Origin of the sequence: Thermofilum sp., from assembly GCF_038871435.1 — an archaeon.
GTDB classification, from domain to species: Archaea; Thermoproteota; Thermoprotei; order Thermofilales; family Thermofilaceae; genus Thermofilum; species Thermofilum adornatum.
On sequence record NZ_JAVZIC010000014.1, the window covers coordinates 1 to 12,441 of the forward strand.

13 protein-coding genes are annotated in these 12,441 nt (G+C 47.9%); 9 read left to right on the forward strand and 4 right to left on the reverse strand.

Annotated features, from left to right (window positions below; translation table 11 throughout):
- On the forward strand, positions 1–237 hold a 237-nt coding region (locus QXT17_RS09620), incomplete at its 5' end, for a hypothetical protein (RefSeq protein WP_342783147.1).
- A gap of 90 nt (positions 238–327) precedes the next feature.
- Here QXT17_RS09620 and QXT17_RS09625 read toward each other — a convergent pair.
- Entirely contained in the window at positions 328–876 is a 549-nt protein-coding gene (locus QXT17_RS09625) for a hypothetical protein (protein ID WP_342783146.1), read from the reverse strand.
- Positions 877–991: 115 nt separating this feature from the next.
- The gene (locus tag QXT17_RS09630; protein ID WP_020963424.1) at positions 992–1,915 is read right to left on the reverse strand and encodes a S1C family serine protease; all 924 of its coding nucleotides are present in this window, start codon (positions 1,913–1,915) and stop codon (positions 992–994) included.
- Between the two features lie 116 nt (positions 1,916–2,031).
- On the opposite strand from QXT17_RS09630, the gene QXT17_RS09635 reads away from it, so the two are divergent.
- The 3 genes from QXT17_RS09635 (at position 2,032) to QXT17_RS09645 (ending at position 5,181) form a co-directional block, all read left to right on the forward strand.
- Complete coding sequence (locus QXT17_RS09635) at positions 2,032–3,177, forward strand: MFS transporter (RefSeq protein WP_342783145.1); 1,146 nt, start codon at positions 2,032–2,034, stop codon at positions 3,175–3,177.
- Between the two features lie 71 nt (positions 3,178–3,248).
- Complete coding sequence (locus QXT17_RS09640) at positions 3,249–3,977, forward strand: ATP-binding cassette domain-containing protein (RefSeq protein WP_342783144.1); 729 nt, start codon at positions 3,249–3,251, stop codon at positions 3,975–3,977.
- Complete coding sequence (locus QXT17_RS09645; protein ID WP_342783143.1) at positions 3,970–5,181, forward strand: SufD family Fe-S cluster assembly protein; 1,212 nt, start codon at positions 3,970–3,972, stop codon at positions 5,179–5,181. The genes QXT17_RS09640 and QXT17_RS09645 overlap by 8 nt, the downstream gene beginning before the upstream one ends.
- 47 nt (positions 5,182–5,228) lie before the next feature.
- Here the strand turns inward: QXT17_RS09645 and QXT17_RS09650 are convergent, their stop codons facing one another.
- Positions 5,229–7,133, reverse strand: a complete 1,905-nt coding sequence (locus tag QXT17_RS09650; protein ID WP_342814456.1) for a phosphoenolpyruvate carboxykinase (GTP) — start codon at positions 7,131–7,133, stop codon at positions 5,229–5,231.
- Positions 7,134–7,277: 144 nt separating this feature from the next.
- Between QXT17_RS09650 and QXT17_RS09655 the strand changes: the two genes are divergently transcribed.
- From QXT17_RS09655 to QXT17_RS09670, 4 genes are all read left to right on the forward strand, one after another.
- On the forward strand, positions 7,278–8,009 hold the full coding sequence (locus tag QXT17_RS09655; protein ID WP_342783141.1) for a hypothetical protein: 732 nt from the start codon (positions 7,278–7,280) through the stop codon (positions 8,007–8,009).
- A gap of 78 nt (positions 8,010–8,087) precedes the next feature.
- Positions 8,088–8,549 carry a M67 family metallopeptidase gene (locus tag QXT17_RS09660; protein ID WP_342783140.1) on the forward strand — a complete coding sequence of 154 codons (462 nt, stop codon included), beginning with the start codon at positions 8,088–8,090 and terminating at the stop codon, positions 8,547–8,549.
- A 206-nt stretch (positions 8,550–8,755) separates the two neighbouring features.
- Positions 8,756–8,968 (forward strand): hypothetical protein, encoded by a 213-nt coding sequence (locus tag QXT17_RS09665; protein ID WP_342784012.1) that lies wholly within the window; start codon positions 8,756–8,758, stop codon positions 8,966–8,968.
- Complete coding sequence (locus tag QXT17_RS09670) at positions 8,950–10,152, forward strand: MATE family efflux transporter (protein WP_342784013.1); 1,203 nt, start codon at positions 8,950–8,952, stop codon at positions 10,150–10,152. The genes QXT17_RS09665 and QXT17_RS09670 overlap by 19 nt, the downstream gene beginning before the upstream one ends.
- 4 nt (positions 10,153–10,156) lie before the next feature.
- Here QXT17_RS09670 and QXT17_RS09675 read toward each other — a convergent pair whose 3' ends face one another.
- A complete protein-coding gene (locus QXT17_RS09675) occupies positions 10,157–11,458 on the reverse strand; it encodes an MATE family efflux transporter (protein ID WP_342783138.1) in 1,302 nt (433 codons plus the stop codon).
- A gap of 59 nt (positions 11,459–11,517) precedes the next feature.
- Here QXT17_RS09675 and QXT17_RS09680 point away from each other — a divergent pair, with 59 nt between their 5' ends.
- Entirely contained in the window at positions 11,518–12,438 is a 921-nt protein-coding gene (locus QXT17_RS09680; protein WP_342783137.1) for an SDR family oxidoreductase, read from the forward strand.
- Positions 12,439–12,441 lie beyond the last annotated feature (3 nt).

Here is a 12,441-nt window from a genome sequence, read left to right on the forward strand (position 1 = left end):
GGGGTTGCAGGCTCCACGATAACTCTCAGCTTCTTACTGCACACGTATAGCGACCAATATTACAGGAGCTGGCTATACATAGACGAAGTATATGTCGTCGCGTACTTTGACTGTGTTTCTGCAAGCCAGGATCCATCCCTAGACGTTGCAGGGAGTGCCCCAGCAAGCTCCTTGAGCCTCACATCTACACTTCACACTCGCCAAGATAATGGTTCATGTGTCGCCTGTAGAGGCTAAGTTAAAATATAGTTTTTGCAAATATTTTCTCCCTTTTATTTTATTTTTTACTTATGGCTATGTTATTTATAAAGAGAATATAATGCTATCTTAGCGCGCGCTCGTCGAGACGGCTATCTCGTTCATGTTTCTGGCTATGAGGTTTATGCGTTCCTCTATTCGGTTTAGCCTTTCGTTGCTCTGGGCAAACTGTTTGTCTATGTTGCTGAACTTCTCGTCCATCTGAGCGAGAATGCCTTTGACCGTGCGAAATTGTTCATCGAACTGCGCCAGTTTCTGGTTAGCTTGGGCAAGGCTTGTCTCGATTTGGTGGAGTTTAGCATCGTGCTGGGTTATTTTTTCTTTCACGTAGGTGAGACTTGTTTCCATTTGTGTAAGCTTCTCGTCCATAAGTGTCATTTTTTCTTCAATTTTGTGAAACTTTTCGTCATGCTGGGCTAGATGCTTCTCGATTTGGACAAACCTATTCTCGACTTGGTCAAATCGCTTGTCTACTTGGGCAAATTTCTCGTCGATTAGTGTGAACCTTGCCTCTATTCTTGCGAATTTTCTTCCTAGCCAGTATGCAAGGGAGAGAGCAGATGCTCCAACAGTCAGTATTAGGCTTGCAACTTCGACGAGGAAGGGATTCTCGGCCACTAAATATCCCTAATCATATATTTGGAAAACTATATTTAAGGGTTACCTTGCTTATTCATTTGAGAAATTAAAATCTAAGGGAAACTTTTGAAGGAATGAAACTTCTTTACGGTTGTTATGGTGCCTCTTCTATCCTGACCCTTACGTTCCGTATTCCTCCTTGGGCGTATAGGTTTAGGGTTATTTCCTGTCCTATTCCCTTTTCTCTGAGCTTCGCCACCAGGTCGCCTATTCCCTGTATTTCTTTTCCGTCTGTGCCTATGACTACGTGTCCGGGCCGAATGCCTGCCCTGGCTGCGGGGCTTCCCGGAACCACTCTTATTATTAGCACGCCGGCTGGTTTTGATAGGCCAAGCTGGTATGCTATTACTGGGTTTACGTCTAGCCCGTATATTCCTATCCAGGGTCTGAGTATTCTGCCATATTTTTCTATCTGGCTCAGGGAGTATTTTACCTCGTTTATGGGAATAGCGAAGCCTATGCCCTGCGCGAACGGAATCATTGCCGTTGTTATTCCTATAGCTTTTCCCTCTAGGTCTATTAAGGGTCCCCCACTGTTTCCAGGGTTTACTGGCGCGTCTGTCTGTATGAGGTTCTCGTAGATTTTTCCCTCTGTCCTCAGGTTTCTTCCAAGCCCGCTTATCACGCCGAATGTTAGGCTGGGGCCTCCCAATACTTGTCCAAATGGGTTGCCGATGGCTATCACGAATTGTCCAACCTTTAGCTCATCAGAGTCTCCCAGCGGTAGGGGTTTAAGGTTGTCGCGTGGGATTTTGAGGAAAGCTATGTCGTAGTGGGGGTCTATGTCTATAATTGTTGCTTCTACGTTTTCTCCGCTCGAAAGGGTCACGGTTATATGTTCATACCCCTCGACCACGTGGGCGTTTGTAACCACTATGCCTCTTTCATCTACTATGAATCCCGAGCCGAGACCTGAAACAGGCTCCCTTATAAACAGGAAATCTAGGATTTTGACAGCGGTTATGCTTACAACGCTGTCTTTTACCTTTTCATAAAGCTCTATAACCCTTTTTTGCAATTCTTCAACCAGATCGATCGCCTAGCTATTAGGAGCATTTTTGACTAAAATCTTTAGCTTTTAACAATTGTCTCTGATAGGAAATATTTATAGCTTGAGGGCTTCTTCTACTCGTTGTGTCGAGTAGCAGTGATAAAAGAACTATTGCCCTGCTGTCATGGTACAATTTGACTAGTAGTTTTGCTGGAAACCTTGTGGCGCCCTTCCTTTCTATCTTTTTCTACCAGCTGGCCGGAAACAAGTTTTTCCAGACGAGCATCGCGAGCCAGTCGTCAGTAATAGTCTCAGTGGTAATGAGCCTATTCTGGGCAAGGCTTTCAGACGTTAAGGGCCATAGGAAGAGGTATATACAGCTCGGCATATTGACTGGCATTCTCTCGTCTATTGCACTGAGCTTTGTAGACAACATTGAGACTGCTATACTTGTCCAAGTATTGGGAGCGTTCACTGGCAGTGCTAGTGGTGCAGCCTTTTCTGCCCTTATGGCCGAGAAGTTCCGCGACCAACGCGGAGCGAGGCTCGGAATATACAACGCGGCAGGCGTAATTGGAGGCTTCACGGGGAGCCTTGTCTCAGGTTTACTGTATAACACTCTTGGATTCAGGTGGCTTCTCAGGCTAAATGCTCTACTAAGCATAATCCCCCTCTCCTTGATAAGCCTCATCGATGAGGAGCAGAACAACAGCAACAAGGCTAGCCTAAAAGGCTTCTTGAGCCTTCCAAGAATACCTAGAAGATTCTGGAAGCTTTACCTAGCCAGGGTAATTCTAACGCTCCCAGGCGCCTTCAGCGGCGGCATATTTGCAATCTACTTTGTAAAGTTTCTCGCTGGCCCGCCAGAGGCATGGTCCGTCTTGATAGCCGTAACTACCCTTTTTGGGCTAGCTTCTATACCCTATGGTAGGCTGGCAGACAGGCTGTCTACGAGGAAAATGTTTACGATGGCTGGGCTTGGTTGGACCCTGCTCTATCTCGGCTACTACCTGTCTCCTAACTATTTGTGGTTCTCTGTGTTCTTCGTTATACCCGTGTGGCCGGCCTTCTGGCTCGCCTATTCGAAGGCGCTCATGGATCTTAGCGACGAGTCTGAGCGTGCAACGTTCTATGCATTTGAGGGAACCCTTTCCACGATATTTGGCTCTCTTGTCGGCATCTTTGCGGGCTACTTGGCTGACCAGTTTGCGCCCAGGACCCTTTTCCTCCTCTCGGCCTTGGCGGCTGTAGCTGGCACCATAGCGGCTAACTTGTTGCTGGAAAAATAGGTCTCTGTTTTAAGGAGAGCCACAACAAATAATTAAATAAGGTATGGGTTGTCTATGTAGATTTGAGCTCGATGTTGCTAGATGTAAGGGACCTAGAGGTAGATGTTGGCGGCCGCGAGGTACTTAGAGGCGTCAATCTTTCAATGGGAGAATCAGAGGTACATTACCTGCTTGGGCCAAACGCCGCCGGCAAAACTACCCTGCTTTCAGCTATAGCGGGTGTCCCGAGGGTCTCTGTAAAAAGGGGAAAAATATTGTTCGACGGGAAAGACGTGACATTCACGCCTCTCGACGAGAGGGCAAGGCTAGGAATAGCTCTTGCATACCAGTTGCCTCCAGAGCTTGTAGGCGTATCGCTCCGAAGCCTAGCTAAACTACTCTCAGATAGATTCAATACAGCTCCCTATATGGAGAAGCTAGCAAAGATGCTTGACCTAGAACACTTGCTCGACAGGGAATCCTTCAGGGGGTTTAGTGGCGGGGAGCGTAAAAGGGCCGAGCTCTTCCTTATATCTCTCATGCGTCCCAGGCTCGCCCTCCTAGACGAGCCAGACAGCGGTGTAGACATCGACAGCCTAAACCTAATTGCCGAGGCGATCAGATTCATCAGCAAAGAGTTCGGGTCCTCTATTCTCATCGTTACACACACGAGGCTACTCATGGAGAAGGTGGAAGCCCAGAAGGCGCATGTTCTCTGTAATGGGGGGATTGTTTTAGCTTCGTCACCGCGTGGAGTGCTGGAAGTGGTAGAAAAGGAGGGTTATAAGGGTATCTGCGGCGAGGGTGAGGAAAATGATTGATTTGGAGGAGGTCAAAAGGGCTTTAGAGAAGCCCTCACCTTATGGTCCAGACATTGACTTGTCTAGGTACAAGATAGACGAGGGAGGTATAATTTACAGGGAGCCTTCACAGGAGATCACTGAGTCTGCAAGAGAGAAGGTAGGCATCAGTGTTGAGCAGGCAACTTATCTGCAGGTGGGAGAAACGGTTTTTGCAAGGGCTATGGCGGAAAAGCTCTTCAAGGAATACAATGTGGTAGTCAAGCCCCTCTTTAAAGCCCTTAAGGAAGACAAGCTTGCAGAGAAACTTGCGTGGGCCCTCTTGAGGCCCGACCAAGACAAGTACACCGCGTACGCTTACCTGTACGGGAAAGAAGCGGGCTACTACGTCTATGTGCCGCCAGGAACCAAGGTTCCCTTGCCGATATATACTTGTCTAAGCCTTTTTACCGAGAACCAGGTCCAGACAACACACAACATTGTATACCTTGACGAGGGCTCGGAAGCCATAATTACTACGGGATGCCTAGTCCCGCATGGCGTCAAAGGCGGGCTACATGTGGGGCTAAGCGAGTTCTATGTGGCAGAAAAGGCGAGGCTCATATATACGATGATTCATTCGTGGGGCGAAGGGATCCATGTGAGGCCTAGGACAGTTGTGAGAGTAAAGGAGGGGGGAGAATATGTCAGCTATTATTCTGTCTATAGCCCCGTTGCATCTATACAGACTTACCCAATGGTTCACCTTGAGAAGAAAGCCAGCGCAAAACTGGTCTCAGTCATTGCCGGCTCTGGCCCAGGAGTATATGACATTGGAGGAGGAGCAATCCTTGAAGGCGAGGGTAGCTCGGCAGAGCTGGTCTCTAGAACAATTTCCAGCAAGGGGTCCCGCATAATTTCTAGGAGTAGCATTGAGGCCCACGCAGGCGGCACAAAGGGGCACATAGAGTGCCTCGGCGTAATGCTCGACGACAGGTCGACGACAGAGACTATACCGATACTTAAGACCAGCGTTCAGGAGGTTGAACTCACGCATGAAGCCGCCATCGGAATGTTGTCAGGCGAGAAGCTCGAATATCTTCTCGCTAGGGGCTTTACCGAGGAAGAGGCCAGAAGCATACTCCTAAGGGGCTACCTCACCCTCGAGGTAAAAAGCATACCTCCATCTGTCAAGGCAGAAATAGACAGGATAACAGACTACGTTATAAAGCATGCACTAGGCTAGACAGGAAAACGTTTGGGCCCTCTGCTTTGTACAAATAAAAATGGATGCTATTTTTTGTCAAACTTGAAAGGACTGACCTTTTGCCCGTGCATTGCCTCTAGAGCTTTGAGCCTCTGGGTCTGCTTGTCCATTATCTCGAAAAATTCTCTGGGAGTGTCTGGGATAGTGGAATATATCTTTGTAACTCTCTCGATTTTTTCGAGGAAGCCTTTGACACGTATTGTGAACATTTTCTCGTAGAGGTCTTCTTTGAATTCTTTCCCCAGCTCCCTTGCGAAGATTTCCCTTAGATCCTCGTATGTCGGGATATAGCCTACAGGCGTCTCTATGGCCTGAGCCTCGCCGTGGACTCTCTGCTCCATCCATTTTAGCCAGGCAATCTTGTCCCTTTTCTCGGCTAGGAACTTTCCATCTTCACGTAGGAAATAGTTCACGCTGAATATCTTCGGAGGCCTAGCAAGCTTCTTCTCAAATTCAAAGTGAAGAGCTGTAAAGGCTCCAACAGAGATTGGCAAGAAGTCAAGAATGGCGTAGGGGTTTAGCTCCATTACACCTACCTGGCCAAGGACAGCTGCTGTCCTTTCGCTTTCAAGCGATGCGCCCATTGTTACTATTCCGTGCTTCCAGTCGAAGGCCTCCAGGACGGGCGGCAGAGTCGAGGGATCCCTGCCTCCAAAAATGAAGCCAGACACGGGGACGCCTTCAGGGTCGTCTATCCTTGGGTCAAGCTTCGACAAGTGCCTTATGCTGACAGTGAACCTCGCGTTTGGATGGGAGGGAAGTATTTCTTTTCCGTTTTCGTCCTTTTTTCCCGGCCACCATTCCCCAGCATAGTTGATGCCTTTTTTCGGCTCTCCTGGTTTCCCGCGCCACCAGATATTGCCGTCCTCCATCAGCAGGACGTTGCTAAATATTACTTCTGCAGAGGGGTTTACAAGTATGCTGTAGATTTCTGGGTCGTCCCGCGGATTCACATCATCTATGATTCCGAACATGCCAACCTCTGGGTTTACAGCCCTAGCCTCACCATTCACCGCATGTATTATTGCCAGGTCGTCTCCAACTACAGTGTCAGCAATCATAGCTGTAGAGGTTTTACCGCATCCTGCAGGATAGGCTCCCGTGAAGTAAGAGATTCTTCCACCCCTCCCCTTCACTCCAACAATGAACATGTGCTCTGCAAGCCAGCCTTCCCTATAGCCCTTGTAGACAGCAAGCCTAAGCGCGAGCTTTTTCAGGCCAACAGTGTTGCCGGCGTACTGCGTGTTGACACTGTATACAGAGTTTCCCTCTAAGTCAATGAATATCCTCCTGTTTTCAACGTTCTTGCTCCAGCCGTTCTCGTCTCGCTCGCCGGCAGAATGAATAAAGAGCATATATTCCAGTTCTTCACCTTTCTCTACAAAGTCCCAGTAGCCGTTCCTGTAGAGAATTTCCTCGCTGTGAGCCACATAGGCAGAGTCAGTTATCTGGACACCGTAAAGAGACAGCTTGGAGTATCTAGGACCATAGAGGTAGAAGGACACAAACATTTCTTTTCCACTCATCACTCCACTTAACAGCTTTCCTATCTCCGTTAGCCCAGCGTCCCGGTCAAAGGTGTTGATGAGGGGGACCTGCCTGCCTCCAGGATAAAGTATCCTCGTATTCCCCTTGTCACGTGCAAGATCCTTTGGCCCATCAAAGTGCACTGTATGCATGGGATGCACTGTAGGATATTCCTCCCTGTTCTCAAGTGCCCTCTTACGGATATAGTCCTTGTCCTCGTCGCTACCCGTATTTACATATATGCTTGCAGGCCTAGCTACCAGCGCCACCTCCGCTATGTCTCTCCAGAGCCTCGGATTCTTGATCTCTTTGAGCCTATCTAGGTGCTCCTCACTGCAGAACGTTGCAAGTAGACGTAGAGGATCCTCTAGGGACTCCTTCTCAATTAAACCTGGGAATCTCACATTTACCTATATCAAGAACCTATTAAAAAATCTTAACATTGAGCGATATGGGATTATCTTGGAAAGGCAAAGGCTATACCTATCCTATAGGAAGCCATAAAGCGTAGACAAAAAATTAAAATATTCTCGTGACACTATATCCTGATGGGAGAAACAGCCCCTGTCGAATTTTTTGACGATTTTAATGGAGAAAGTGACCACTGGAACTATAGGACAGATAACTATGCATCGATTAGCCAGGAAAAAAGCATCCTAAGACTCTGCAGTGGCCCGACAGAGGCACTTTACTATTCAAACGCAGAGCTATCGGACGGGCTATTCGATGACCTTCCCTGGGTCGAGAAAACCTTTGAGGCAAAGCTAAGGATGACTGGGATCCATTATGGTAGCGCTGGCTGGGGCTTCTGGAACCACACGATGCAGTTCGACAAAAACATGTGTATGTGGTTTATCCACCTGCAGAGCAGGGGCCCATACATGTTTCAGGGCTTCTTTGCACAGGTAGGAAAACACCTCTATCCCATAAAGGTCTATAGGGGCAACATTGCACTTCTCAGCTATGCATCACGCTTGACACTTGGAAAGCTAGGTGTCCTCATACATTCCGCTAAACCGTCACTCCAGACGCTCGACCTCACTGAGTGGCACATCTACAAGGTTGAGTGGAGAAAAACAGGCGTAAACTTCCACATAGACGGCAACCTAGTTGCAAGGCTACCTCCGCCAGCCCAGGGGACAAAAGCCAGAGCAGACATCTGGATAGACAATGCTGTATTTGGCTATAACCCGAGGGACGCTGGAAGAGTTTATAGGCACCTGACACAGGAAAACAGGAACACAACATGTATAGAAGTAGACTACGTGAAGATCTACTAGGAACAAAAATGACTCCCTACCACCTTATCCTCCTGCAAAGAGAACATATCTCGCTCAAGACGAGACACGGGGATGAACTTGCAAATAGATCACTCAGTCATCCCAATCGTTAAGATATACGTTCTGAGGCTCTCCAGAGAAGCATACCTAGACCTTTACAACCACATATCAGAAAAGTACCCACTAGAGGCTTGCGGAATACTCCTCGGAAAAATAGAAAACGGTATAGCGATAGTTACGAGGATACTCCCCCTCAGAAACATAAAGGAGTCAAGGACAGAGTTCTGGATAGACGAAAAAGAATGGATAGGAAAAATACTCGAAGCACAGAAACAGGGCCTAGAATACATCGGCCTGTACCACAGCCACCCAGACGCAGAGCCCCTGCCCTCGCCATCCGACAGGCACAGGATGCTCGAGTGCCCAGGAGAAGTATGGCTCATAGTGGGCTACTCCCCCTCTAGCCTCACTATGGCTGCATTCAGGGTCGGAGATGACGGCTATTCTTTGCTTTCGTTACAGGTTCAAAAAAGTATCTAGCAAAGGCTCTTAGACACATTTGGATTTGTGAAGTCAATTACCATATTTACAAATAAGTTTTTATTCCAATAGATTTTGACCTATCTATATAGCAGTCTAAAGATAGCTCTCAAGTATAGATAAAAAAAGTTTTAATTCTCCCATTAATTCCTTTAGCTGAATCGTCTTCGAGGGAAGAAGAATTCCTAACCTAAAGGGTATAGCATATGAGCCGTCACAATCTCGAGAATTACAGGGAAAAAGTGCTTGAAGGGTCTGTAATAGTTACTTTGCTGAGTCTAGGAGCCGGCCCGATGGTTGCACAGCTGGTTAACGTCATGTATAGTGTCTTGAATTCTTTTTGGCTTGTTCTCTATGACCAGTTGACTGTAGCTGTTCCAAGGCAGGTTTTCCCGTTCAGATGCTTTTCGGAGCATTGAACTCTCTTGTTTCAACTGCTGGGGCGGCTTTTGTCTCGCAGTATATGGGTGCAGGCATGTATCGTGAAGTGAAGAGGGAATTCTCTAGGATTTTGACAGCGTCATTAATAATTGGGGTCTCAGTTGCTACGTTATTCTTGGCTTTGCGGGACTACATTTTCACTTATATCGTGGCTACCCCGCCCGAGATAAGGGATGAAGTTATGCGCTACACGCTTGTCTCAGGGTTTAACATTATTTTATCTAGCATCTCAATGTCTCTCAGCCTAATTGTAAACAGTATTGGTGAAACTAGGCTTCCCTCCTTGATTAACATCGCCTCTATAACTGTGAACACGGTTCTGGACCCCGTTTTTATCCTTGGTATTGGCTTTGTTCCTAGATTCGGGGCAATGGGAGCCGCTCTTACTGACACTATCGGCTTATCCTTGTCGATAATTGGCCTTTACACGTTGATTAAAAGGAGGATACCCGAGGCTATGCCTTCGCTGGTTCTTGATTTTCCAAGGGAATGGCTTGTAAAAGTTCTCCGTATAGGTGGGCCAGTCACGCTTTCAATGTCTACAAATAGCCTTGCATTTATCATCCAGCAGAGAATGGTGAATGAGTTCGGTGTCCTAGTGACCACGGCATATTCTATAGGCATGATAGTTCTAGACTTGGCGGACGGGATAATGTGGGGCTTGCTGGGGTCAATAGCCATAATCGTTGGACAAAGCCTTGGCGCCGGAAACATAAAACGTGCAAGGGAGGCGGCAATTAAGGGAACACTCTTCGTAGCGTCTATTGTTGCCCTAGGAGTGACAGTTATCTACCCCTTCAGGCTCTCCATAATAAGTGTATTCACCTCCAACCCAAAGGTACAATCGCTTTCGATGGAGTTTCTAGACACTATACTTGTTGGGCTTCCCTTCTTCGCAATGTTTATTGCCGGGATGAATATTGGGAGGGGCTCTGGAAGCACGCTTATCCCCACAGTCCTCGGGATGTTTAGGCTGTGGGCTCTCAGAATAGCTCTTTCATATCTACTTGCATTCCTAATGGGTATGGGTCCCAGGGGCCTGTGGATAGGCATAATGCTTAGCAATGTCGTTGGTGGTCTTATCATGCTTGTCTGGGTAAGCCTAGGAAAATGGGCAAAGCCAATAATAAAAACCCATGGCAAGACTCCCGCTGAGACCTAAAAAATCAGTAAACTCTTTTCATCAGTTTTTTGGCGCCAAGCTTCTTCCAGACAATATAGGACAAAAAGGCTCTCCCATACATGTCCGTGTTCTGTGTGACCCATGCACCGACAGCTCCAAAATAGATGGACAGAAGCTGTGCGGGCAAAGCACGCAGGAAGATTACCGAGAAGCTACTAAGTATGAATGGTATCCACACGCTTCCCATCCCCCTGATCGCCCCGAAGTATGCCTGGCTTATCCCGAAACCTATCTCGCTTATCGCTGCGAGCACCAGGTAGATAGTGGTTAGACGGGCCACGTCGGCGTCGGCTGTGAAAAAGTTTCCAGCAAAAGGCGATATAGCTATGAGGATCATGGTAGCTATTCCCATCCAAGTGGTAGCTAGCTTCACACCTTCCCGCAACACGTTGTTTGTCATATTTTCGTCGAGCCTTCCCGTGCCTTGACCTGTTTTTATCAGAGTCGCCGTGCTGACTGCAAAGCTAGGCTGAATAATTAGGTTTTCAATAGTTATCCCAATATTGTGTGCGGCGAGGGCGTTTGTCCCACCCCTGGCTACAGCGTTTATGTATATGTTCTGGGCTAGGCTCGCAATAATCCTCTCAGACGCGATTGGTAACCCGACATATAGGACGCGCAACCCAGTAGTTGATGGGAGGCGGGGCCTCAGAGAGACGTTAAGAGGGAAAAACAGGTACGCCAAGAGACCAGATAGACTTGCAACGCCGGATGCTAGACCCGCCCCATACACTCCAAGGGGCTGTAGACCAAAAAGTCCGAGAGTTAGGGAGGGTATAAGTATTGCTCCCGCAACTAGGCTTATTAACGAATAGATGCTTGGCGGCCATGGCCTGTCAAGGCTCCTATACACGGCGCCAAGAACCGAATTGATGAGTATAGCTGGCAAGCCAAGCAGTCTTGCATACGTGTATTCATAGCCGGCCTCAGCAACATCGGGGTTACCCTGAGATACAAGGTAAAGGTAGCCTTTTAGCCAAAGAGGCAGGCTCGCGAAAACGACAAGTGTAACTATCAGGGCTATTGTAAGTGTCTCTCCCACAGCCTTTTCAAGTATGTCGCGTCGACCACTCCCTATAGCCTGGGAGCATACAACCATCACTCCGCCTGTAAAGATCATCGAACCAGCATTGATTATGAAGAAGAGGTACGACGCTAGGCCAGTTGCGGCCACAGCTGTCTTGGAGAGCCTGGACACGGCGAGTAGCGATATAAGGCTGAGGATAGAGTCTGCTATAACGCCCACAAGCATGGGGTAGGCAAGCCTGCGTACCTCGCTAGACACGCATATACAGGCAACACTATTTTTAAAAATTTTAAATTTGTTTAGCCTTGAGAAGACAGATGCCAGAAACGATACTGGTAACTGGAGGCGCCGGCTTCATCGGGAGCCACCTCGTAAAAGAACTTGTCAAGTCTGGGTTCAGCGTACGGGTACTTGACAACCTGTCAAACGGATCCCTTGAAAATATCAGAGAGGTCTTCGGCTCTATAGAGTTCATTAAGGGAGACATAAGGGACAAAAATGTCGTGGAGGAGGCTCTCAAAGGGGTAGATGCTGTGGTTCACCTAGCCGCCCTAATAGACGTGGCTGAATCTGTAGAAAAGCCTGAGCTATACCTAGACGTCAATGTAAACGGGACATTTAACGTGACAAGAGCCTCTAGAAAAGTCTCGGCATTCATATTTGCATCCACGTGCGCAGTATACGGCGAACCCGTCAGGATCCCCATTGGGGAAGACCACCCCTTAAGCCCCAAGTCTCCCTACGCCGCCACAAAGATAGCTGGCGAGGCATTTGTACAGGCATATGGAAACCTCTACGGCTACAGGCCAGTCATCCTTAGGTTCTTCAACGTGTATGGGCCACGGCAGTCCAAGGCTTATGCTGGAGTAATCACAGAATTTGTCAAGAGGGCTACAAGTGGCGAGCCGCCCATAATATTTGGGGACGGGGAACAGACAAGAGACTTTGTCCACGTAAAAGACGTCGCAAAAGCCATAATCAAGGCGCTTGAAACTGACAATGCATCTGGGATATACAATATTGGGAGCGGCGTAGCTATAACCATAAACGATCTTGCACACTTGATTCTAAAACTCGCAGGAAAGGAAAACGTCGAGCCAATACATGGACCTCCCCGGCCAGGGGACATAAAGCACTCACAGGCAAACATAAACCGCGCCAAGATGGAGCTGGGCTATAATCCTTCAGTGAGTCTAGAGGAGGGAATCAGAGAAATATTAAACCTAGGCAAAAAATAGCTT